This window comes from Variovorax sp. GW821-FHT09D05 (genome assembly GCF_059416325.1).
The window spans coordinates 189,328-211,684 of sequence record NZ_JBWKOZ010000006.1 but is presented as its reverse complement, the minus strand read 5'-3'; the positions used below and the strand labels follow the sequence as shown (position 1 = coordinate 211,684).

At 66.5% G+C, this 22,357-nt stretch carries 25 protein-coding genes; 13 read left to right on the top strand and 12 right to left on the bottom strand.

The features are described 5' to 3' along the window. Positions 1–45: 45 nt before the first annotated feature. Together AC07O3_RS17945 and AC07O3_RS17940 are read right to left on the bottom strand one after the other, a co-directional pair. The gene (locus AC07O3_RS17945) at positions 46–708 is read right to left on the bottom strand and encodes a phosphatase PAP2 family protein (RefSeq protein ID WP_495340069.1); all 663 of its coding nucleotides are present in this window, start codon (positions 706–708) and stop codon (positions 46–48) included. Positions 709–795: 87 nt separating this feature from the next. Beyond that, complete coding sequence (locus AC07O3_RS17940) at positions 796–1,677, bottom strand: AraC family transcriptional regulator (protein ID WP_495339962.1); 882 nt, start codon at positions 1,675–1,677, stop codon at positions 796–798. A gap of 89 nt (positions 1,678–1,766) precedes the next feature. Between AC07O3_RS17940 and AC07O3_RS17935 the strand changes: the two genes are divergently transcribed. Together AC07O3_RS17935 and AC07O3_RS17930 are read left to right on the top strand one after the other, a co-directional pair. Further along, positions 1,767–3,029, top strand: coding sequence for an MFS transporter (locus AC07O3_RS17935; RefSeq protein ID WP_093050988.1), 1,263 nt, complete (start codon positions 1,767–1,769; stop codon positions 3,027–3,029). 43 nt (positions 3,030–3,072) lie between these two features. Further along, positions 3,073–3,822, top strand: a complete 750-nt coding sequence (locus tag AC07O3_RS17930) for a sulfite exporter TauE/SafE family protein (RefSeq protein WP_093177110.1) — start codon at positions 3,073–3,075, stop codon at positions 3,820–3,822. Positions 3,823–4,393: 571 nt separating this feature from the next. On the opposite strand, the gene AC07O3_RS17925 is transcribed toward AC07O3_RS17930, so the two are convergent. Next, positions 4,394–5,311 carry an AEC family transporter gene (locus AC07O3_RS17925; protein WP_489013685.1) on the bottom strand — a complete coding sequence of 306 codons (918 nt, stop codon included), beginning with the start codon at positions 5,309–5,311 and terminating at the stop codon, positions 4,394–4,396. Between the two features lie 107 nt (positions 5,312–5,418). Between AC07O3_RS17925 and AC07O3_RS17920 the strand changes: the two genes are divergently transcribed. From AC07O3_RS17920 to AC07O3_RS17895, 6 genes are all read left to right on the top strand, one after another. Further along, the gene (locus tag AC07O3_RS17920) at positions 5,419–6,393 is read left to right on the top strand and encodes a tripartite tricarboxylate transporter substrate binding protein BugE (protein ID WP_093050982.1); all 975 of its coding nucleotides are present in this window, start codon (positions 5,419–5,421) and stop codon (positions 6,391–6,393) included. A 70-nt stretch (positions 6,394–6,463) separates the two neighbouring features. After that, a complete protein-coding gene (xerD, locus tag AC07O3_RS17915) occupies positions 6,464–7,372 on the top strand; it encodes a site-specific tyrosine recombinase XerD (protein WP_093080020.1) in 909 nt (302 codons plus the stop codon). A gap of 50 nt (positions 7,373–7,422) precedes the next feature. Further along, positions 7,423–8,415: a Bug family tripartite tricarboxylate transporter substrate binding protein gene (locus AC07O3_RS17910; RefSeq protein WP_093080024.1), complete on the top strand. Its 993-nt coding sequence runs from the start codon at positions 7,423–7,425 to the stop codon at positions 8,413–8,415. Between the two features lie 55 nt (positions 8,416–8,470). Next, positions 8,471–9,046 carry a TetR/AcrR family transcriptional regulator gene (locus tag AC07O3_RS17905; RefSeq protein ID WP_093080027.1) on the top strand — a complete coding sequence of 192 codons (576 nt, stop codon included), beginning with the start codon at positions 8,471–8,473 and terminating at the stop codon, positions 9,044–9,046. 94 nt (positions 9,047–9,140) lie between these two features. Next, positions 9,141–10,274: a thiolase family protein gene (locus tag AC07O3_RS17900; RefSeq protein ID WP_495339961.1), complete on the top strand. Its 1,134-nt coding sequence runs from the start codon at positions 9,141–9,143 to the stop codon at positions 10,272–10,274. Positions 10,275–10,312: 38 nt separating this feature from the next. Then, positions 10,313–10,792 carry a MaoC family dehydratase gene (locus AC07O3_RS17895; protein WP_495339960.1) on the top strand — a complete coding sequence of 160 codons (480 nt, stop codon included), beginning with the start codon at positions 10,313–10,315 and terminating at the stop codon, positions 10,790–10,792. Positions 10,793–10,794: 2 nt separating this feature from the next. On the opposite strand, the gene AC07O3_RS17890 is transcribed toward AC07O3_RS17895, so the two are convergent. Then, positions 10,795–11,481 carry a pentapeptide repeat-containing protein gene (locus tag AC07O3_RS17890; protein ID WP_495339959.1) on the bottom strand — a complete coding sequence of 229 codons (687 nt, stop codon included), beginning with the start codon at positions 11,479–11,481 and terminating at the stop codon, positions 10,795–10,797. After that, complete coding sequence (locus AC07O3_RS17885) at positions 11,478–12,290, bottom strand: ferritin-like domain-containing protein (RefSeq protein WP_495339958.1); 813 nt, start codon at positions 12,288–12,290, stop codon at positions 11,478–11,480. The genes AC07O3_RS17890 and AC07O3_RS17885 overlap by 4 nt, the downstream gene beginning before the upstream one ends. Positions 12,291–12,331: 41 nt before the next feature. Here AC07O3_RS17885 and AC07O3_RS17880 point away from each other — a divergent pair, with 41 nt between their 5' ends. Further along, complete coding sequence (locus AC07O3_RS17880; RefSeq protein WP_093050958.1) at positions 12,332–12,856, top strand: gamma carbonic anhydrase family protein; 525 nt, start codon at positions 12,332–12,334, stop codon at positions 12,854–12,856. A gap of 37 nt (positions 12,857–12,893) precedes the next feature. Next, a complete protein-coding gene (hslO, locus tag AC07O3_RS17875) occupies positions 12,894–13,892 on the top strand; it encodes an Hsp33 family molecular chaperone HslO (RefSeq protein WP_093050955.1) in 999 nt (332 codons plus the stop codon). Between the two features lie 25 nt (positions 13,893–13,917). On the opposite strand, the gene AC07O3_RS17870 is transcribed toward hslO, so the two are convergent. The 7 genes from AC07O3_RS17870 to pyrG form a co-directional block, all read right to left on the bottom strand. Continuing rightward, the gene (locus AC07O3_RS17870; RefSeq protein ID WP_495339957.1) at positions 13,918–14,892 is read right to left on the bottom strand and encodes a hypothetical protein; all 975 of its coding nucleotides are present in this window, start codon (positions 14,890–14,892) and stop codon (positions 13,918–13,920) included. Positions 14,893–14,922: 30 nt separating this feature from the next. Then, positions 14,923–15,594: an AAA family ATPase gene (locus tag AC07O3_RS17865; RefSeq protein WP_097200760.1), complete on the bottom strand. Its 672-nt coding sequence runs from the start codon at positions 15,592–15,594 to the stop codon at positions 14,923–14,925. Next, the gene (gene pnuC / locus AC07O3_RS17860) at positions 15,591–16,184 is read right to left on the bottom strand and encodes a nicotinamide riboside transporter PnuC (protein ID WP_371127352.1); all 594 of its coding nucleotides are present in this window, start codon (positions 16,182–16,184) and stop codon (positions 15,591–15,593) included. Before pnuC ends, AC07O3_RS17865 begins: the two co-directional genes overlap by 4 nt. A 165-nt stretch (positions 16,185–16,349) precedes the next feature. Next, on the bottom strand, positions 16,350–16,628 hold the full coding sequence (gene ftsB, locus AC07O3_RS17855; RefSeq protein WP_093050946.1) for a cell division protein FtsB: 279 nt from the start codon (positions 16,626–16,628) through the stop codon (positions 16,350–16,352). Positions 16,629–16,647: 19 nt separating this feature from the next. Continuing rightward, positions 16,648–17,931 (bottom strand): phosphopyruvate hydratase, encoded by a 1,284-nt coding sequence (gene eno / locus AC07O3_RS17850; RefSeq protein ID WP_093050943.1) that lies wholly within the window; start codon positions 17,929–17,931, stop codon positions 16,648–16,650. Positions 17,932–17,979: 48 nt separating this feature from the next. Continuing rightward, positions 17,980–18,270, bottom strand: a complete 291-nt coding sequence (locus AC07O3_RS17845) for a DUF1330 domain-containing protein (protein ID WP_093050941.1) — start codon at positions 18,268–18,270, stop codon at positions 17,980–17,982. Continuing rightward, a complete protein-coding gene (pyrG, locus tag AC07O3_RS17840; protein ID WP_093080049.1) occupies positions 18,267–19,949 on the bottom strand; it encodes a CTP synthase in 1,683 nt (560 codons plus the stop codon). Before pyrG ends, AC07O3_RS17845 begins: the two co-directional genes overlap by 4 nt. Positions 19,950–20,073: 124 nt before the next feature. Between pyrG and coaBC the strand changes: the two genes are divergently transcribed. From coaBC to dut, 3 genes are read left to right on the top strand one after another with little or no spacing between them, the layout of a single operon-like run. Next, positions 20,074–21,297: a bifunctional phosphopantothenoylcysteine decarboxylase/phosphopantothenate--cysteine ligase CoaBC gene (gene coaBC / locus AC07O3_RS17835; protein ID WP_495339956.1), complete on the top strand. Its 1,224-nt coding sequence runs from the start codon at positions 20,074–20,076 to the stop codon at positions 21,295–21,297. Next, a complete protein-coding gene (locus tag AC07O3_RS17830) occupies positions 21,297–21,764 on the top strand; it encodes a hypothetical protein (RefSeq protein ID WP_256216926.1) in 468 nt (155 codons plus the stop codon). The genes coaBC and AC07O3_RS17830 overlap by 1 nt, the downstream gene beginning before the upstream one ends. Further along, positions 21,765–22,211 (top strand): dUTP diphosphatase, encoded by a 447-nt coding sequence (dut, locus tag AC07O3_RS17825; RefSeq protein WP_007835673.1) that lies wholly within the window; start codon positions 21,765–21,767, stop codon positions 22,209–22,211. Positions 22,212–22,357: the final 146 nt, after the last annotated feature.

Sequence of the window (22,357 nt, the reverse complement as noted above, 5' to 3'; positions counted from 1 at the left end):
GTGATTGCAGATGATATCCGCTCCGACCCGAGGGGCATCCCCTCGCTAACGCGCCCCCGGGCGCCAGCGCAACGAGGGTAGTGCGAAGGCCATACCCAGCAGCGCGCCGGCCGCCACGTCCAGCGCCACGTGCTGCTTGACCGCCAGCGTCGAATAGGCGATGGCGGCGAACCAGGCCCAGTTCAGCACGCGCCACAGGGCCGGCGTGCGCGCATCGCGCAGCACGTGTTCGACGCGGATGGCGGTGAAGATGGCCACGGCCACGTGCATCGAGGGGCAGGCGTTGCCCGCCGCGTCCACGCCTTGCAGCATCGCGAAACCGGGGTAGCCGGTGCCGTCGATGGCCATAGGGGGTATCTGGGTCGGCCAGAAGTAGAAGAGGCTCAGACCGGTGATGCACAGCCCGCCGATCCACAGCCCGTAGACCACCAGCTCGCGGAACGTGAGCTGCAGCCCCGGCGCGATGCCCACGTACACCCAGAGCGAGAGGTACGCGCCCAGCGTGTAGGGCTGGAACGGAATCAGGTGGTCCAGCGGCGTCAGCGGCATCACCGCCACCGGAAAGGCCGGGTTGCGCAGCAGGTGGAAGTAGCCGATGAAGAACAGCCACGTGAAGACGGTGGTGCCGACCGCTTTTAGCAGGAAATGGCGGCGCACGCGCAACCAGATCTCGGCGGTCCACGTGGGGGGCCGGGCGTCGGGCGCCATGTGCAGGGGGATCGGTGAGTGCATGGTGTTGTCGGTCGCCGATCTTGCCAGAGCACCATGAAGCATCCCCTGCGATGCCCCGCTGCATCAGGGGGAGGTGGGCCGCTTGCGGTGCTGGAACGAAGTGGGCGAGCGGCCTGTGGCGGCCTTGAACATCGCGCAGAACGCGCTGTCTGTGGCATAGCCGCTGGCGGCCGCCACCTGGCTCACGGCCATGCCGCGCGCCAGCAGCGGCAGCGCATGTGCCATCACGGCTTGCTGGCGCCACTGCTGCCAGCTCATGCCGAGCTGGTCGCGGAACAGGCGCGCCACAGTGCGCTCGCTGGCACCGATGGTGGCGGCGCGCTCGGCCAGCGTGGCGCGGTCGGCCGGGTTTCGCAGCAGCGCCTCGCACAGCTGGCGCAGGCGCTTGTCGGTGGGTAGCGGCACATCGATGCGGATCTGCGTGGCGCGCTCCACCTCGTCGACCAGCAGCGGCGCGATCATGCGTTCGCGCTGCGGTGCGTGCGGATCGGTGGGTGGCAGGCCATCGGGCGTGGTGTCGAGAGCCAGCATCAGCGCGCGCAGCAGCGGGCTGATTTCCAGCACTTCGCACTTTTCCCAGGTAGGCGCGATCCAGGCGTGCAGGTAGACGGTACGCAGTTCGGCGTCTTCGATCAGCGTGATGCTGTGCGGCATGTTGGCCGGCACCCAGAGCGCGCGCGAGGGCGGCACGATGTAGCTGCCGTCCTGCGTGCTCAGGCGGATCACGCCGCGTGTGGAAAAAGTGAGCTGCGGCCACGGGTGCTCGTGCAGTTCGACCAGCGTGTCCGCGCTCAGGAAGTGCTCCTTGGCGCGCAGCGGACGCACCGCGTCGGGGGCGTAGAGGTGCGGCGTGAGAGAGGCAACGCTGGTGATCGGGGCGGGGGGCGCGCCGCGCGGCCTGGCGGGCGCGGCGCTCCTGGAGGTGGGTGAGGCGGCGCTTGGCATGGTTTCGACAAATGTTGTCGCTGTATCGCCATTCTGCCGCGTCCCCGGCGCATAGCATCGATGCCTGCCCCGTTTTTTTGTAGCAATCCATGTCTTCCACTTCGTCCGCGAGCGCTGGTTCTCCTCCTCACAACAACACCTTGCGCACCGACGCCAAGCTGATCGGGCTGGTCGGCCTGGCCCATGCGGTCAGCCATTTCAGCCAGCTCATCCTGGCGCCGCTGTTCCCGTGGCTGAAGGACGCGTTCAACGTGAGCTATGTGGAGCTGGGCGCGGTGCTCACGGTGTTCTTCGTGGTCTCGTGCATCGTGCAGGCGGCCTCGGGCTTCATCGTCGACAAGCTGGGCCCGCGGCCGGTGCTGTTCGTCGGGCTCGGGGCACTGGGGCTGGCGGCTTTCGGCTACGCCGCGGCGCAGAGCTACTGGATGCTGCTGTTGTGCGCGGTGGTCGGCGGCATCGGCAACGGCGTGTTCCATCCGGTGGACTACACGCTGTTCAACCGCAAGGTCGCGCCGACGCGGCTGGGCCATGCCTACAGCGTGCACGGCATCACCGGCAGCCTGGGCTGGGCGCTGGCGCCGGCCTTCGTGGTGCCGATCGCCATCGCCTTCTCGTGGCGCGTGGCGCTGGCTTCGGCGGGCGTGGTGGCTCTCGTGGTGCTGCTGGTGCTGTGGGCGTATCGCAGCGTGCTGTCGCTCGACGCGGCGGCCGTGCACAAGGCCACGGGGCAGGGCGAGCCCGCACCCGTCGGCGGCGAGTTCGACTTCCTGCGCATTCCGGCCGTATGGATGTGCTTCGGTTTCTTCTTCTTCTATGCCGCGGTGATCAGCGTGGTGCAGACCTTCGCGCCGGTGGCCGCGGGACACCTGCATGCGGTGCCGGTGGCGCTGGTGGCGGTGTGCCTCACGGTCTACATGGTGGCGAGCGCCGCGGGGATGGTGGTGGGTGGCTTCCTGGCCTCCGATCCGACGCGCTGCGAGCGCATCGTGGGCGCGGGCTTCGGCATTGCGGCCGCGCTGGCGCTGGTGCTGGCGTTCGCGAGCTTTCCGCCGGTCGTGGTGCCGGTGCTGTTCGGGGCCATGGGTTTCGTCTCGGGTGTCGCAGGGCCGTCGCGCGACCTGCTGGTGAAGAAGTCGACGCCGCCCAATGCGACCGGGCGCGTCTACGGCGTGGTGTATGCGGGGCTGGACATCGGACAGGCCCTGGCGCCGCTGGTGTTCGGGCGGCTGATGGACCATGGGCAGTACACGAGCGTGATCGTGGGGCTGGCGCTGGTGCAGGGTGTGCTGATCGCCAGTGCGTTCAACGTGCGCCGCGTGCGGCGCACGGCGCTGGTGCCTGCCTCGGCCTGAGTCCCTTCTTTTTGATCGAAGTGCGGTCGATATCATCGGCCGCATGCAAGCCTTGTATGTCTATGTGATCGCCGGTGCTGTATTGGCGGGTTTCGTGCAGGGCCTGTCGGGCTTTGCGTTCGGGCTGGTAGCCATGTCAGTCTGGGCGTGGACACTGGAGCCGCAACTCGCGGCGGTGCTTGCTCTCTTTGGCGCGTTGACGGGGCAGGTGATCGCGGCGGTCACGGTGCGGCGGTCTTTCGACAAGAGTGTTCTCTGGCCCTTTGTGCTCGGTGGGCTGGTCGGGGTGCCGTTCGGTGTCTGGCTGCTGCCGCACCTCGATCTTGTCGTCTTCAAGCTGTGTCTTGGCGTGCTGCTGGTGCTGTGGTGTCCGGCGATGCTGATGTCGCAGCATCTGCCGAAGGTTTCGTTCGGTGGGCGTTGGGCTGATGGCGTGGTGGGTGCCATGGGTGGTGCGATGGCGGGCATCGGCGGGTTCTCGGGGACCCTTCCCACGTTGTGGTGCACGTTGCGCGGCTTTCAGCGCGATACGCAGCGGGCTGTGATCCAGAACTTCAATCTGTCGATGTTGATGGTGGCGTTTGCCATTCATGTTTTCAGCGGGAGCATCGGGCGTTCTGTGGTGCCTCTGCTGGGGCTTGTTGCTCTGGCTGTTGCTGTGCCTGTGTTGCTGGGGGCTCGGCTTTATATCGGGATCAGTGAGGTGGCGTTTCGGAAGCTGGTGTTGGGGTTGTTGACTGCTTCTGGGGTGGCTTTGTTGGCTTCTGCAGTGCCTGCTTTGTTGCGGCGCTGAGGGGTTGTGTTCCGGGGCCGGGACTCGCCCCGGCGGGCGACCTACTTTTCTTTGCTTCGCCAAAGAAAAGTAGGCAAAAGAAAGGCGACCCCACTGTCTGCGACCCCTTCGCTTTGCGAAGGGGCAACCTGCGGTGCTCGCGTTTCGCGGGGTCTCGCCCAAACTCGCTTCGCTCAGACAAGGGCGAGCCCTGATCCGCGAAACGCTGCGCTCCTCGGCGCAGCCAGAGGGGAGAGGAGACGGAACGGGCCTTTGCTTCGCTCGGCTTGGTATCGGCTGTTCAGAGGCCGAGCGCAGCGATGGCCTGTTGGGCTCCCCAATCCCTTCTGGCTGCGCCGAGGAGCGCAGACGTAGGAGGGATCAGGGCCGCAGCTGTCTGAGCGGAACGAAGTGCAGCGAGTTCTGCGGCCCCCCTCCGGAGTCGAGCACCGCAGGTTGCCCGTAGCGAAGCGAAGGGACGCAGACAGTAGGGTCGCCTTTTCTTTGCTTACTTTCTTTTGGCGAAGCAAAAGAAAGTGAGTCGGCCGCCGGGCCGAGACCCGGCCCCGGAACGCACTAAACCAGCAAGGCTTCACCGAGGCAGCGCCAAGGCAAACGGCAAACTGAAAACCCCCAGCAAGGTAGACAACGTCACCAACCCCGCCACATAAGGCCCGTTGTACCCCATCCGAGCAGCCAGCACATAAGCACTGGAAGCCGTAGGCACAGCAGAAAAAGCCATCAACACGGCCGCATGCGTCGCATCCAGCCGCAACCAAAGCGCCAACCCCCATGCGACCAGCGGCAAGAACAGATGCCGTATCGCCAGTACCGAAACAGCCAGCACCTTCCCCGCCCCCAGCGTGGAGAACTTCATCCCAGCCCCCGCAGCCAGCAACCCCAACGCCAGCGACGCAGCCCCGATACGCGTCAACGTAGGCGTCGCCCAGGCAGGCACAGCCAAGCCCAGCACATTCGCCAGCAGCCCTGCCACCGTCGCGACGATCAGCGGGTTGCGCACCAGTTGCCGCACGAACCCGGTCTGCGCATGCCGCGTCATCGGCCACACGGCCGCGATGTTGAAGATGGGCACGCACACGCCGATCAGCACCGCGATCAGCAGCAGGCCCTCGGCCCCGGCCAGCCGCTCCGCCAACGCCAGGCAGATGAACGAGTTGAAGCGGAACGCGACCTGCGCACTGGCCGCGTGGTCGCGCCGGTCGATGTGCGTGCGCAGGCCCGGAATGAAGGGCAGGGCATAGGCCATCGCGATGCCGCAGGCACCGACGCCGACGCCCGCCGTGAGCAGGCTCGATGTCGCACCGAAGTCGAGCGGGCTGCGCACGATCGAATGGAACAGCAGTACGGGAAAAAGAAAGTAGTAAACGAGGCTCTCGACCTGATCCCACACGCGGCGGTCGAGCGCGGTGTAGCGGCACAGGAGCCAGCCGATGGCGATGAGGGAGAAGTCGGGGAAAAGCAGCTGAGCGTAATTCACCGCTTCGAGGATAAACCCGCTTGACCATGGGTAATCCACAGCACGGAGAGCGCTCCTGAACCGCTAGCATCCGGGCTTCGTTTTTCGACATCATTCATTCAAATACCAAGGAGTTTTCGATGCAACGTCGTCAATGGAGCGCGCTGGTGGGAGGCGCCGCACTGGTCGCCATCGCGGGTCAGAGCTTTGCGCAGGGTTACCCCAACAAGCCCGTCGAGTTGAGCGTGCCCTTTGCACCGGGCGGCACGACGGACATCGTGGCGCGCGTGATCTCCGATCCGCTGGGCAAGGTGCTGGGCCAGCCCGTGGTGGTGATCAACCGCGCCGGTGGCGGCGGCATCGTGGGTGCGGCCGAAACGGCACGCGCCACGCCCGATGGCTACAAGCTCGGCATTGCCACCGTGTCGAGCACGGCGGCCAACCCGGCCATCAACCCGAAGACGCCGTACGACCCGATCAACGACTTCACGCCGATCATCAACATCGCGGCCACGCCGAACATCATTGCGGTCAACCCGAGCTTCCCGGCCAAGAACTATGCCGAGTTCGTGGCCGAGCTGAAGAAGAACCCCGGCAAGTATTCGTACGCCTCGTCGGGCACGGGCGGCATCGGCCACCTGCTGATGGAGCTCTACAAGAGCCTGACCAACACCTTCGTCACGCACATCCCCTACCGCGGCGCGGGCCCGGCGCTGAACGACGTGGTGGCCGGCCAGGTGCCGATCATGTTCGACAACATTCCCTCGGCCATGCCCTTCATCACCAGCGGCCGGCTGATCCCCATCGTGGTGTCGGCGCCGCAGCGCCTGGCCGCGCTGCCCAATGTGCCGACCTTCAAGGAAGTGGGCCTGGAGCCGGTGAACCGCATGGCCTACTACGGCATCCTCGGCCCCAAGGGCCTGCCGAAGGAAGTGGTCGAAAAGATCAGCGCTGGCGTGAAGAAGGCCGTGGAAGAACCGGCGGTGCGCAAGCGCATCGAGGACACGGGCTCGCTGATCGTGGCCAACTCGCCCGAGCAGTTCGCTGCGCAGATCAAGGCCGAGTACGAGGTCTACAAGCAGGTCGTGAAGAAGCAGAACCTGAAGCTCGACTGATAACTCTTCTTCGCACGAAAGAAAGCCGCCCGCATGCCGGGCGGCTTTTTCTTTTGTTATCTTGCAAGGCATGACCGAGGCAGCCACGCAGACACCCGACATCGACGACTTCATCGACGCCCTCTGGCTCGAAGACGGGCTGTCGAAGAACACGCTGGCCGCCTACCGCCGCGACCTCGCGCTGTTCGCGCAGTGGCTGCACGCGCAGCGCAGCGGCGCCGGGCTCGATGCCGCGAAGGAGTCCGACCTGCAGGCCTACATGGGCGCGCGCCTGTCCACCAAGGGCAAGGCCACTTCGGCCAACCGCCGCCTCACCGTGTTCAAGCGCTACTACCGCTGGGCGCTGCGCGAGCGCCGTATCGTGGCCGACCCGAGCATCCGGCTCGCGCCCGCGCGGCAGATGCCGCGCGCCATCAAGACGCTGTCGGAAAAGCAGGTCGACGACCTGCTGGCCGCGCCCGACGTCGAGTCGGCGCTCGGCCTGCGTGACCGCGCGATGCTGGAGCTGATGTATGCGAGCGGCCTGCGCGTGAGCGAGCTGGTGGCGCTCAAGGCCATCGACATGAGCCTGAACGACGGTGTGCTGCGCGTGCTGGGCAAGGGCAACAAGGAGCGGCTCGTGCCCTTCGGCGGCGAAGCGCGGCGCTGGATCGAGCGCTACCTGGAGGAGTCGCGACCCGCCATCCTCGATGGGCAGCAGACGCCCGACCTGTTCGTGACCGCGCGCGGTGCGGGCATGACGCGCGTGATGTTCTGGATCATCGTGAAGAAGCACGCCACCGCGGCCGGCATCCACGTGCCGCTGTCGCCGCACACGCTGCGCCATGCCTTCGCCACGCACTTGCTGAACCATGGGGTCGACCTGCGCGCGGTGCAGCTGCTGCTGGGGCATGCCGACATCTCGACGACGACGATCTACACGCACGTGGCGCGCGAGCGCCTGAAGCAGCTGCATGCGCAGCACCATCCGCGTGGATGAAGGCGGACAATGAGAAGCGACGCAACCCTCGCAGACGAACGACAGACACCATGAATTTCCTTGCTTCCTCGAAGCCCTCGCACCGCATGGCGACCCGCCTTCTTGCTGCCGCCGCGCTGTGCGCCGCTTCCGGCGCGCACGCGCAGGCCGTGCCCAAGACGGTTCGGCTCATCGTTGCCTACCCGGCGGGCGGCGTCAGCGACGTGGTCGCGCGTGCACTGGGCGACCGGCTCGCTGCGCAGATGGGCATCACGGTGATCGTGGACAACCGCGCCGGCGCGAGCGGTGCCATCGGCATGGACGCCGTCGCCAAGGCCGCGCCCGACGGGGCAACGCTGGGCTTCTCGGCCATCAGCCCGCTGGTGCTGAGCCCGCACCTGGGCAAGCTGCCCTTCGACCCGCTGAAAGACGTGGCACCGGTGGCGAGCGTGATGTATTCGCCGGTGCTGCTGATTGCCACGCCGGCCAGCAAGGCGAAGGATTTCCGCGCGCTGATCGATGACGCCAAGGCGCATCCGGGTGCGGTGCGCTGGGCCACGTCGGGGCCGGCCTCGCTCGGGCACATCGTGCTGGAGCAGCTGCGTGCGGCGGCGGGCGTCGACATCACGCACGTGCCCTACAAGGGCGGCGGCCAGCAGCTCAACGATGCGATCGGCGGGCAGTTCGAGATCCTGTCGACCAACGCGAGCCCGACGCTGTCGTCGCACATCCAGTCGGGCAAGCTGCGTCCGCTGGCGGTGGGCGCCCCCGCGCGCCTCGAGAGCTTGCCCCAGGTGCCCACGCTGGGCGAGCTGGGCTACAAGGCGGCCAACATCAATTCACTGTTCGGCGTGTTCGCGCCCGCAGCCACGCCGAGCGCTCTGGTTGCGAAGTACAACGCCGAGATCAACAAGGCGCTGGCCAGCCCCGAGCTGCGCGCCAAGCTCACGGCCACCGACAACGTGCCGACCGGTGGCAATGCGGCCGCGTTTGCGAAAGAGATCGCCAGCGAGTTCGAAAGCAACGGCCGCATCGTGAAGGCCGCGGGCATCAAGGCCGACTGACGCCTGAATGACACCTCGGCTTGTGGTTTGATTTTCCCTACCTTATAGTAGGTAGATGACCAGCGCCACAGCCCTTGCCACCGGCAGCACCCGCGAGCAGATCCTCGCGGTGGCGCGCGGGTTCATCGAAACGCGCTCCTACCTGGGCTTCAGCTTCCAGGACGTGGCCGACGCGGTCGGCGTGCGCAAAGCCAGCCTGTACCACCACTTCCCGACCAAGGAGGCGCTGGGTGTCGCGGTGATCCGCGCGGCCACGCAGGGCTTCAAGGACTGGGACGCCGCCCGGGCGCGCGAGCCGAAGGACGCGCTCGAATCGTATTTCCGCATGTACCGCAACACGCTGAGGGCTGGCTCGGGCATGTGTCCCGCCGGGGCGCTGGCGCCCGGCTGGGGCGTCATCAACGACGAACTGCGCCAGGCCGTGCAGGAGTTGCGCAACACGCAGGTGACGTGGCTCACCGGTGTGCTGGGCGCGCTGATGCCGGCGCGGAAAAAGGGCGCGTCGGTCGCTTCGCTGGCCGCCTATGTGTTTTCGGTCTGCCAAGGCGCGCTGCTGTCGGCGCGCATGACAGGGCGCGTGGACGACTTCGACGAAGCCGTCGCGCAACTCAGGAGTTCACTGCCCGGCTGACCGCCAGGCCTGATGCAGGCACGTTTCGGCGTGCCTATTTTTTGACCTCGTAGCCTACCGATTGGATGGTAGATAAACCTGTTGGAGCACACCCATGAAAGCCGTCATTTCTGCCTACGCCCGTTCCCCTTTTCATTTCTCGAAGAAAGGCGCACTCGCTGAAGTGCGGCCCGACACGCTCGCCGCCGGCGTGGTGCGCGGCCTGCTGCAGCGCACCGACCTCGACCCTGCGCTGCTCGAAGACGTCATCCTCGGCTGCGCGTACCCCGAAGCCTCGCAGGGCAACAACCTCGCGCGCATCGTCGGGTTGCTGGCCGGCCTGCCGCACGAGGTGGGCGGCATGACGGTGAACCGCTTCTGCGGCTCGTCGATGCAGGCCGTGCACATCGCCGCCGCACAGATCGAGGCGGGCATGGGCGACGCCTTCCTGTGCGTCGGCGTGGAGTCGATGACGATGGTGCCGCAGGGCGGCTTCAACTTCTCGCCGAACCCCGAGTTGAAGGAGAACACCGACGCCTACATCTCGATGGGCGAGACGGCCGAGAACGTGGCGCAGCGCTGGAACGTGAGCCGCACCGACCAGGAGGCCTTTGCGGTCGAGTCGCACCGCAAGGCGGCCGAGGCGCGCACGCAGGGGCGCCTGGCAGGCGAGATCGTGCCCGTGCGCTTGGCATCGGGCGACATCGTCGATGCCGACGGCTGCATCCGGCCCACGACTTCGGCCGAGGCACTGGCGAACCTCAAGCCCGCATTTCGCCCCGATGGCGTCGTGACGGCCGGCACCTCGTCGCCGCTGACCGACGGCGCGGCCGTGGTGCTCGTTACCAGCGATGCCTTCGCTGCCAAGCACGGCCTGCAGGCGCTGGCGCGCATCAGGTCGTTCGCGACCGTGGGCGTCGACCCGGCCATCATGGGCATCGGCCCGATTCCCGCGACCCGCAAGGCGCTGGCGCGCGCCGGCCTGAGCGCGGCCGACCTTGATGTGATCGAGATCAACGAGGCCTTCTCCTCGCAAGCGCTGGCTTGCATCCGCGACCTCGGGCTCGACCCGGCGAAGATCAACCTCGACGGCGGTGGGCTTTCGATCGGCCATCCGCTGGGCGCGACGGGTGCGCGTATCACCGGCAAGGCTGCATCGCTGTTGGCGCGCGAGAAGGGCCGCTATGCGCTGGCCACGCAATGCATCGGCGGCGGGCAGGGCATTGCGACGATTCTCGAGCGGGTCTGAGCGTCCGAGAATGCGGGCAGAAACCACAAGGAGACCCGATGACGGCAAGCACTGAAGTCGGCGCGAAGCGCAAGCTGTACCTGGAAGACCTGGCGGTAGGCGACCGCTTCCAGAGCGGCGAGCACGTGCTGGACGTGGCGCAGATCAAGGCCTTCGCGCAGCAGTTCGACCCGCAGCCTTTCCACACCGACGAAGAGGCCGCCAAAGCCACCTTCTTTGGCGGCCTCGCCGCGAGCGGCTGGCACACGGCCGCCCTCACGATGAAGCTGCTGGTCGACAGCGGCATCCCCCTGGCCGATGGCATCATCGGTTCGGGCGGCGAGCTCCAATGGCCCAGGCCGACGCGCCCCGGCGACGTGCTGCACGTGGTGAGCGAGGTGGTGGAGATCACGCCCTCGCGCTCCAAGCCCGGCCGCGCGATGGTGACGATGCACTGCCAGACGCTCAACCAGCGCGGCGAAGTGCTTCAATCCTTCACTCCGAAGCTGGTGGTGCACAGCAGGCCAGCATCGGCCTGAGTTCAGACCACGCGCAGGCCCAGTTCCTCGACCAGGGAGGCGGCCTGCCGGTGTGAGATGGTGGCGCCCTTGAACTGGGCCGCGTTCGCGAGCCGCAGCCCGCCGAGATCGACCTCGCGCAAGTCCGCGCCTTCGAAGCGCGCAAGCTTCAGGTGCGCGTTGCGCAGGCTGCCACCCTCGAACACGGCCTCGCGGAAATCGCAGCCCGACAGGTCGGCCTCGGAGAAGTCGAGTTGTTCGAGCTTCTGCTTGCGGAATGACATGCCCCGCAGGTGCGCATCCACCAGCAGCGAATCCTTGAAGCCGATGCCCAGCGCCGAGACTTCGCCGAAGTGCGCGCCCGTGAGCTTCACGCCGGTGAAGAACGCCGAAGCCAGCTTGGCGCGCGTCCACTGCGTGTTGTTCAGGTCGCAGTCCTGGAAGCGCGCGTTCGTCAGGTCTGCAAGGCCGAAGTCGGCCTGGCGTGCCCTGCATCCGGCCCAGCGGGTTTCCGACAGCAGTGCGCGGTCGAACGAGGTTTCGGCGAAGTTGCAGAGCGTGAATTGCGCGCCGCGCAGGTCGAGCCGCGACAAGTCTGCTTCGTCGAAATTACAGCGCTCGAAATGCAGCGGCTCGGCGCCCTTGTGGTCTTGCAGGCAGGCCAGCAGGTCGGGGCGCGACCAGGTCTGGTCGGAAATCACATTGCTCATTCGGGGCGCGAGTCGGTCAGCGCACGGAGCTCTTCGGGGCTGAAGCCCGCCCGGCTGCGTGCCTCGAGGTTGAAGGGGGGCTTGTGGCGCGGTGCGTCGTAGTGCGCCACCAAAGTGGGGTAGGTCGCCTCCGCATCGAGGCCCGCGCCGTCGCACAGCCAGCGGTACCAGTGGTTGCCGATGGCCACGTGGCCCACTTCGTCGCGCAGGATGATGTCGAGGATCTCCACCGCGCGCAGCGCATCGGGCGTGTTCACGCGCTTGAGCTTGGCCTGGATGAGCGGCGTGGCGTCGAGCCCGCGCGCCTCCAGCGTGCGCGGCACCAGCGCCATGCGGGCGAGCACGTCGTCCTTCGTTTTCTCGCACATGTTCCACAGGCCGTCGTGGCCGGGGAAGTCGCCGTAGCGCCAGCCCATGTCCTGCAGGTGCATGTGCAGCAGGGTGAAGTGCAGAGCTTCTTCGTCGGCCACGCGCAGCCAGTCGCGGTAGTAGGCCTCGGGCATGCCGTCGTAGCGCCACACGGCGTCGAGCGCGAGGTTGATCGCGTTGAACTCGATGTGGCAGATCGAATGGATCAGCGCGGCACGGCCTTCGGTGGTGAAGGGCGAGCGCTTTTGCACGGCAGTGGCGGCCACGCGCAGCGGTCGTTCGGGGCGGCCCGGCACGCCAACATCGTCGCCGGCGGTGCGGATCGGGTCGGTTGCTATGGAATCGGTAGCGCCGGACAAAGATATGGCGCGCGTTGCGGCCACCTTTTCGTCGGGGTCTGTCAGGCGTAGCGCGGCTAGCGCGCTCAAACGGGGGTGCATCCCTACAATTCTAGTTTTTGACCTTCCATGGACTGAAAGCAATGGCGCTCTACGAACTCGACGGCGTGGCCCCCCAGATGGGCGAAGGAGCATGGGTGGCCGACAGCGCTGAGGTCATGGGCAACGTCAAGCTGGCGGACAACGCCAACGTGTGGTTCGGCGCCGTGCTGCGTGGCGACACCGAGCTGCTGACCGTCGGGCGCAACAGCAACATCCAGGACCTGTCGGTGCTGCACGCCGACATCGGCTGCCCGCTGACCGTCGGCGACAACGTGACCATCGGCCACCAGGTGATGCTGCATGGCTGCACCATCGGCGACAACACGCTGATCGGCATCCAGGCAGTGGTCTTGAATAACGCGAGGATCGGCCGCAATTCGATCGTTGGCGCCGGCAGCGTCGTGACCGAGGGCAAGGAGTTTCCCGACAACTCGCTCATCATGGGCTCGCCGGCCAAGGTAGTGCGCACCCTCGACGACGCGGCGGCCGCCAAGCTGCGGCAGGGCGCCGAGCACTATGTGTTGAACGCCCGTCGCTTCGCGAAGGGCCTGAAAAAGATCGCCTGACCGTCACGGTCGCAGGCACACAGAGAAAGAAGACGTTTTGAGCGAGCTGCACAAATTCCTGTTCGATGGCCTGCCGGTGCGCGGCATGATCGTGCGCCTGACAGATGCGTGGCAGGAGATCCTTGCGCGGCGCGCCTCCAACACCGCCACCGGCGCCTATCCGCCGCCCGTGGCCGAATTGCTCGGCGAGATGACGGCTGCCGCCACGCTGATGCAGGCCAACATCAAGTTCAATGGCGCGCTGATCCTGCAGATCTTCGGCGACGGTCCCGTGAAGGTCGCGGTGGCCGAGGCCAAACCCGACCTGAGCCTGCGCGCCACCGCCAAGGTGATCGGCGACCTGCCGGCCGATGCGCGCCTGCCCGACATGGTCAACGTGAACAACAAGGGCCGCTGCGCCATCACGCTCGATCCCAAGGACAAGCTGCCGGGCGCCACCCCCTACCAGGGCGTGGTGCCGCTCTTTGGTGACGAGGGCGAGAAGCTCGGCAAGCTCAGCGACGTGCTGCAGCACTACATGCTGCAGAGCGAGCAGCTCGACACCACGCTGGTGCTCGCGGCCGATGACAAGGTGGCTGCTGGCCTGCTGATCCAGCGCCTGCCTGTGAAGGGCGAGGGCAACCTCGAAGGCACCTCCGACAAGGATCACGACCAGGCCAACGAAGACCAGATCGGCCGCAACGAGGACTACAACCGCATCTCGATCCTCGCGTCTAGCCTGACGCGCGACGAGTTGCTGACGCTCGACATTGAGACCATCCTGCGCCGCCTGTTCTGGGAAGAAAAGCTGCTGCGCTTCGAGCCGCAGGCCGGCCTGCTGGGCCCGCACTTCGCATGCACCTGCGGCCGCGAGCGCGTGGCGCAGATGATTCGCGGGCTGGGCGTCGAGGAGGCCGAGAGCATCCTCGCCGAGCGCGGCGACATCGAGGTGGGCTGCGACTTCTGCGGCAAGCAGTACCGCTTCGACGCGGTCGACGCGGCGCAGCTGTTCAAGCCGCTGGGCGACCAGATTCCGGGTAGTCCGGTCGTTCAGTAATCCTGGGTGCCCGGGCTGGGCAGGCTCAGCGCGCGCCGTCGTCGAGACCGCTGAACGCGATGTCGGGCGCGCTCGTGTTGTGCTTCGACGGCAGGCTGCGGCCGAAGCGCACTTGCGTGGCCTGCAGCGTCTTCACCTCGGGCAACGGCAGCACCTGCAGCGCCGCTTGAGGCGATGCCTGCCAGCGCACTTCGCTCACGTCGGCGTTGTCGGGCGTGACGTACATCGAGCGCAGCACAGCGAAGGGCTGTGCGCTCGCGGTGGGCTTCGACAGCGTCACGTCGAGCGCGGTGCGCGCGCGGCTGATTTCGTCCACGCTCACCGCGGCGCTGCCGCCGTCGGTGAAGCGCACGTTAATGGCCAGCGGCCGCGGCACGATGCGGATCGACGCGATGTTCACCACCGGCCGCGCGGCCGCCTCGACTGGGCCGAGCAGGAACGACGATCCGTACACGCCATCACCGAAACGAGCCTCGGGCAGCGGCTTGATGCGCCAGTAGCCGTCGGACGGGTAGAGCACGATCGCTTCGAGCGCCTTGCCGTTTTCCTTCTTGAACACCTGCAGCAGGTGAAAGCCGCTGTCCTTGCGCTTGCCCACCTGCACAGGCACGCGCTGCGGCCGCCAGAAGGTCGGCAGCGTCATGCCGACGATGCGCCACTGGGCGTTGTCCATCAGCACCACGGTGCGCTTGCGGAAGCGGTGCGCCGGGTCGGTCGGGTGCGCGCCGCCGTCGAAATTGCAGCCCGAGAAGTCGGGCTTGGTGACGTCGTTGCCGATCTTGTCGAGATAGTCAGGCTGCAGCGCCTCGATGCGCATGTGGCGGATGCCATCCCCGCGCAGGGTCAGCGAGACGTTGTCTTCCTCGGCGCAGGCGGTGGTGGTGGTGCCGTTCTCGACGGTGGCGGCAACGGGGGCTGCGGTGGCCTGGCCAGTGGCCAGCAGCAGGGCGGCCAGAGCGCCGGGAAGAAGCGTGACGCGCGCGACGGTCGAAAGGGGCATCGGGTCTCCGGTAAGAGGTGAGGCGCGCTGCTACTCGCGGCGCGCGATCAGGTCGCTGAAGAGCTTATGTTCGCATTCCGGGTCGGAGCATTTCTCGCAAGGCCACGACCACGAGGCGGGCTTCGCGTCGGACTGGACGCGCGTACGTGGACGGCCTTCGCTGCCCGCGATGGAATTGATGGCGTTCCAGGCATTGGCGAGCCGTTCGCCGCCCGTGCCGTGCACCACGGCATACGAGAGCTTCGCGCCCGTGAGCGCGGCGCGCACCAGCGTGTCGGTCGGCTGGCGCGCGTGCGGGCCGTCGCGCATGTCGTCGGCCACCCAGGGCAGGTCGAGCGCGGTGAGCAGCGTGATGGCATAGCGCCGTTGCGCGGCCAGGGCGCTTTCGTAGAGCGTGGTGTCGGCGAACAGTTGCTCACTGTAGACCGCAGTCATGAGTGCGGTTGTGTCGGCCACCACCACGCCGGTGGCGGCCGCGGCGTCGATACGGCGGGTCTGCTCGTCGGCGATGGCCTGCTGCTCGTCGGGGCGTGGCGTGCGGCCTTCACGCTCGCACCATTCGCGCAGGTATTCGCCCACCAGCGTGGCCGGCGTGCCACGGTCCTGCAGGCGCTGCGCGATGGCGCGGGCCAGTTCGGTCTTGCCGGTGCTCTCGGCGCCCACGAGTGCGATGACGCAGCCGGTCGGCAGCACTGGCGTCATGCACGCACCGCCTGCGCGGGCATGCGCTGCCGCCACGCGATGTAGCCGGCCACGCTGAGCACGGCGAATACCGCGTACAGGCCTACGGTGAGCCACAGCCCCTTGTGGATGAACAGGCCCACGCTCACGACATTCACGGCCAGCCAGATCAGCCAGTTCTCGATGAACTTGCGCCCGAGCAGGAACTGCCCGACAAGGCTCAGGCCGGTGGCGAAACCATCCCACCAGGGCACGTCGGTGTCGGTGAAGCGGCGCAGGAAGAGGGCGACGGCCGGCCACGCCAGTGCGCAGGCAGCAAGTGTGAGCGCGATGCCGCGCGGCGAGAGCCGGGTGACATGCAAGGCGCTGCCGTCGGCGCGATGGCCACGCAGCCATTGCGACCAGCCCCATAGCGCGACGAAAGCGAAGAAGACCTGGAGCGAGGCGTCGCCGTAGATGCGCGCCTTGGCGAATACCGCCACGTAGAGCAGTGAACTGACGATGGCCAGCGGCCATCCCCAGTGAATCTCGCGCATGTTGCAGCCGACCATGGCGAGCGCCAGGAGCGAGGCCACGAGCTCGAGCCAGCTGACAGGAGAGCCCCACAGCAGAAATGCAGGGGCCGAGAGAAGCTCGAGGATCAGGTTCTCCCCCGGAGGGCACCGTCGCAGTCTGTGCGTGGGACACCGCGGAACCGGCTTTGCCGGGCCGCTGGTGTCGCCCCCTGGAAGGGGGTGGGCGGAGCGACACGAAGTGCGCGAAGACTGGGGGTCATCCTAATGTGCGATCTGTACGAACACTTCGTTCGGCTTCACCATGCCGAGTTCCGCGCGTGCACGCTCCTCGACCATTTCTAGGCCGTCCTTGAGGTCGTTGACCTCGGAGGTCAGGCGCTCGTTGGTCAGCGCAGCCTTGGCGTTGGCTTCCTTCTGGTCTGCCAGCTTGGTGCGCAATTGCGTCACGTCGCGCACGCTGCCGCGCCCGTTCCACAGCTGCCACTGCAGGATGGCCAACAGGAGCAGCAGGACGATCGGTGGAACGAGGCGGGCGCGCATGCCGCGTGGCGTCCGGGCGTTACTTCAGGTTGTAGAACGCGCCGCGGCCGGGGTAGACGGCGATGTCGCCGAGGTCTTCTTCGATGCGCAGCAGCTGGTTGTACTTGGCGATGCGGTCCGAACGCGACAGCGAGCCGGTCTTGATCTGGCCGGCGTTGGTGCCCACGGCGATGTCGGCGATGGTGCTGTCTTCGGTTTCGCCCGAACGGTGCGAAATGACGGCCGTGTAGCCTGCGCGCTTGGCCATCTCGATGGCGGCGAAGGTTTCGGTCAGCGTGCCGATCTGGTTGATCTTGATCAGGATCGAGTTGGCGATGCCCTTCTCGATGCCTTCCTGCAGGATCTTGGTGTTGGTAACGAACAGGTCGTCGCCCACCAGCTGAACGCGCTTGCCCAGGCGTTCGGTCAGGTGCTTCCAGCCGTCCCAGTCGCCTTCGTGCATGCCGTCTTCGATGCTGATGATCGGGTACTTGTCGACCCAGGTCGCGAGCATGTCGGTCCAGCTTTCGGCGGTGAGCGAGAGGTTTTCGCCCGACAGCACGTACTTGCCGTCCTTGTAGAACTCGCTGGCCGCGCAATCGAGGCCCAGGGCGATCTGCTCGCCGGCGGTGTAGCCGGCCTTGTCGATGGCTTCGAGGATCAGCTGGATGGCCGCTTCGTGGCTCTCGACGCTGGGGGCGAAGCCGCCTTCGTCGCCAACCGCCGTGCTGATGCCGCGGTCGCCCAGGATCTTCTTCAGTGCATGGAACACTTCGGCGCCATAGCGCACGGCCTCGCGGAAGCTCTTGGCGCCCACGGGGATGATCATGAATTCCTGCAGGTCGAGGCTGTTGTTGGCGTGCGCGCCGCCGTTGATGACGTTCATCATCGGCACCGGCATCTGCATGCCGCCCATGCCGCCGAAGTAGCGGTACAGCGGCAGGCCCGACTCTTCGGCTGCTGCGCGGGCCACGGCCATCGAGACGGCGAGGGTGGCGTTGGCGCCCAGGCGGCCCTTGTTGTCGGTGCCGTCGAGGTCGATCATCGTGCGATCGAGGAAGGCCTGTTCGCTGGCGTCGAGGCCGAGCACGGCTTCCGAGATCTCGGTGTTGATGTTCTCCACGGCCTTGAGCACGCCCTTGCCGAGATAGCGGCTCTTGTCGCCGTCGCGCAGCTCGATGGCTTCGCGCGAACCGGTCGATGCGCCCGAAGGCACGGCTGCGCGGCCCATGGTGCCCGATTCGAGCAGCACGTCGCATTCGACGGTGGGGTTGCCTCGGCTGTCGAGAATTTCGCGGCCGACGATGTCAACGATTGCACTCATCTTTTGTCTTTCTCTTTCTGGTCTCTTTGGCGGATGAACAAATTGGGATCAGAGGCCTTCGACGGCGATCATGTTCATGATTGCCGCGCCGGCACGCGCTTCGCGTGCCTTGAGGTACTCGGGTGTCTCGTAGAAGGCCTTGGCCTTCTCGAAGCTGGCGAACTTGAGGATGACGATGCGCGTGGGCTTCCAGTCGCCTTCGAGCGGTTGAATCTGGCCGCCCCGCACGCACACTTCGGCGCCGTGCGCCTGCATGGCGACGGTCGACCACTTCTTGTATTCCTCGTACTGCGTCGGGTTGGTCACCTCGACGTGGGCGATGACATAGCCGCTGCTCATGCGACCGCCTTCAGTGCCTTGTTGGTGCTGCCGGCCCCCTTGTCCTTGTGCTCGAGCGCAGCCTTGATGAAGGCGTTGAACAGCGGGTGGCCGCCCCACGGGGTCGACTTGAACTCGGGGTGGAACTGCACGCCGATGAACCACGGGTGCACGTCCTGCGGCAGCTCGACGATCTCGGTCAGGTGCTCGCGCTGCGTGAGCGCGGAGATCACGAGGCCGGCGTTGCGCAGCTCGTCGAGGTAGTTCACGTTGGCTTCGTAGCGGTGGCGGTGGCGCTCGGTGACCACGTCGCCGTAGATGCTGTGCGCCAGCGTGCCGGGAGCCACGTCGGAGCTTTGCGCGCCCAGGCGCATCGTGCCGCCGAGGTCGGACTTCTCGTCGCGCGTCTTCACCGTGCCGTCGCGGTCCTTCCACTCGGTGATCAGCGCGATCACGGGGGTAGGCGTCTCGGGGTCGAACTCGGTGCTGTTGGCGTTCTTCAGGCCGGCCACGTGGCGGGCGTATTCGATGGTGGCAACCTGCATGCCCAGGCAGATGCCGAGGTAGGGCACCTTGCCTTCGCGGGCGAAGCGGGCAGCCGAGATCTTGCCCTCGACGCCGCGCTGGCCGAAGCCGCCGGGCACCAGGATGGCGTCGTACTTGGCCAGGCGCGACACGTCTTGTGCCGAGATGGTCTCGGAGTCGATGTAGTCGATCTTCACGCGGGCATGGTTCTTCATGCCGGCGTGGCGCAGGGCTTCGTTCAGCGACTTGTAGCTGTCCGACAGGTCGACGTACTTGCCGACCATGGCAATCGACACTTCCTTTTGCGGATGCTCGACTTCGTACACCAGGTCATCCCAGCGCTGCAGCTTGGCGGGCGGGGTGTTGATGCGCAGCTTGTCGCAGATCAGGCCGTCCAGGCCCTGTTCGTGCAGCATGCGGGGCACCTTGTAGATGGTGTCCACGTCCCACATCGAGATGACGCCCCATTCGGGCACGTTCGAGAACAGCGATATCTTGGCGCGCTCGTCGTCGGGAATCGGGCGGTCGGCGCGGCACAGCAGGGCGTCGGCCTGGATGCCGATGGCGCGCAGTTCCTTGGCGGTGTGCTGCGTGGGCTTGGTCTTGAGCTCGCCGGCGGCGGCGATCCAGGGCACGTAGCTCAGGTGCACGAAGGCCGAGTTGTTCGGGCCCATGCGCAGACTCATCTGGCGCACGGCTTCGAGGAAGGGCAGCGACTCGATGTCGCCCACGGTGCCGCCGATTTCGACGATGGCCACGTCCACCTCGTGCGCCGTGCCGATGCCGGCGCCGCGCTTGATGTATTCCTGGATTTCGTTGGTGATGTGCGGAATCACCTGCACCGTCTTGCCGAGGTAGTCGCCACGGCGCTCTTTTTCGAGCACGGTCTTGTAGATCTGGCCGGTCGTGAAGTTGTTGGCCTTGCGCATCCGCGTGTTGATGAAGCGCTCGTAGTGGCCGAGGTCGAGGTCGGTCTCGGCGCCGTCATCGGTGACGAACACTTCACCATGCTGGAAGGGCGACATCGTGCCGGGGTCGACATTGATGTACGGATCGAGCTTGATGAGGGTGACTTGGAGGCCGCGCGATTCGAGGATCGCGGCGAGCGAGGCGGAGGCGATTCCCTTGCCAAGGGAAGAAACGACACCACCGGTGACGAAGACAAATTTGGTCATGCCAGTTCCGGACGCTGTGAATCCGGGCAGTGGGAAATTGCGATTATAGGTGTGCCCTTCGCGACACCTTTCGCCAAGGGCTTGTTGCCGCTTGTTCGATGGCATGTGAGCAACAATACGGCCCATGCAAGATCTCGCCGGCAAACACATCGTCCTGGGCCTCACAGGGGGCATCGCCTGCTACAAGTCGGCCGAGCTGTGCCGCCTGTTCGTCAAGGCGGGCGCGACCGTCCAGGTCGTGATGACCGAGGCGGCCGAGCAGTTCATCACCCCCGTGACCATGCAGGCGCTCTCCGGGCGCACCGTCTACACCTCGCAGTGGGACACGCGTGAGCCCAACAACATGCCGCACATCAACCTGAGCCGCGAGGCCGACGCGATCGTGCTGGCGCCCTGCAGCGCAGACTTCATCGCGCGGCTGGTGCAGGGCCGCTCCGACGACCTTCTGAGCCTGATGTGCCTGGCCCGCCCCATGGACCGCGTCCCTCTGCTGATCGCGCCAGCCATGAACCGCGAGATGTGGGTCCATCCCGCCACGCAGCGCAACCTGATGCAGGTGTCGGCCGATGGCGCGACCGTGCTGGGCGTGGGCAATGGCTGGCAGGCCTGTGGCGAAACCGGCGACGGCCGCATGCTGGAGCCGGCGCAATTGCTCGAGGACATCACCGCCTTCTTCAGCCCCAAGCTGTTGGCGGGGCAGAAGGTGCTGGTCACGGCCGGCCCGACCTTCGAGGCGCTGGACCCGATCCGCGGCATCACCAACCATTCGTCCGGCAAGATGGGCTTTGCCATTGCCCGTGCGGCCCGCGAGGCGGGCGCCGAGGTCACGCTGGTGGCCGGCCCGGTGCACCAGCCGACACCGCGCGGCGTGACGCGCGTCGACGTGCTGTCGGCGCAAGACATGCTCGAAGCGACCACCCGTGCTGCGCAGTCTGCTAGTATTTTTATAGCTACAGCCGCCGTCGCCGACTGGCGGCCCGCAACGCACAGCGACCAGAAGATCAAGAAGGACGGCAGTGGCAAGACACCGGTGCTGAATTTCGTGGAGAACGCTGACATCCTCCTCACGGTCGCCAAGAGCGAGCGGGCCCAGTCGAAGAAGCTCTTCTGCGTTGGCTTCGCAGCCGAGAGCGAGAACCTCGCCGAGCACGCCAAGGCCAAGCGCGAGCGCAAGGGCATTCCGCTGCTGGTCGGCAACATCGGCCCACTGACCTTCGGGCAGGACGACAACGCGCTGCTGCTGGTGGACGCCAATGGCGTGCGCGAACTCCCTCGCGCGCCCAAGCTCACGCTGGCGCGCGAACTGATGACCGAAATTGCAGCCCGGCTTACCGACTGGAGGGTCTGATGAACCTGAATCCCCAATGGAACACGCCGCCGAACGGCGACTTCGCTCGCTATGTCGAGCGGCTGTCGGCGCAGGCCGCGTTGCCGAAGAGGGCAGCGCAGCCCGGCGAGCCCGGGCTCGATGTCGGCATCACGACGGCACCCGGGCAGCAGGGCGGCCCCGTGACTGCCGCCATGCAGCAACGCAACGAGGCAGCGTCGAACGGCGAAGTGCCGAAGTCACAGCCCGGGTCGTTCGACCCCCTGACCCTCAAGGTGCTGGGCGTCGGCGGCGCACTGGTGTTCCTCGTGCTGTGGGCGGCCGGCGTGCCGTTCGGCGTGCTGGTCCTGCTGGCGGGCCTGGCCGTCTGGTTCGGCAAGAAATTGAAGGGCGTGAAGCTCACCCCCGGCGTCGCCAAATGGCAGCAGGTGCTCGAGGAAGCCGCCCGCAAGCAAAAAGAACAGCAACAGAAGCAAGGCAGCAAGTAAGTGAAAGTCGACGTTCGTATCCTCGATCCGCGCATGGTGGATCAATTGCCCGCGTATGCCACTCCCGGAAGCGCCGGCCTCGATCTGCGGGCCTGCCTCGATGCCCCCATCACGCTGGAGCCCAATGGCTGGCAGCTCGTGGGCACCGGCATTGCCATCCACCTGGCCGACCCGGCCTATGCGGCGCTGATCCTTCCGCGCTCCGGGCTGGGCCACAAGCACGGCATCGTGCTGGGCAACCTCGTCGGCCTGATCGACAGCGACTACCAGGGCGAGCTGAAGATCAGCGCCTGGAACCGCAGCGACACGCCTTTCGTGCTGCAGCCGATGGAACGGCTCGCGCAACTGGTGATCGTGCCGGTGGTGCAGGCGCAGTTTCGGGTGGTCACAGACTTTGCACCTTCGCAACGGGGCGAGGGCGGCTACGGCTCCACGGGCAAGCACTGAGCCGATCTGGGAGGGAAGTTGGGTTTCCGAGCGGTAAAGAGCGGAACCGGCAAAGGCCGGCCGGCCTCGAAGGTATCAGTGTGTGTTCTGACGTCATCGCAGCGGGCGCTGCGGCGTTAGTCAGGCAGGCACAAGCCGATGCATGC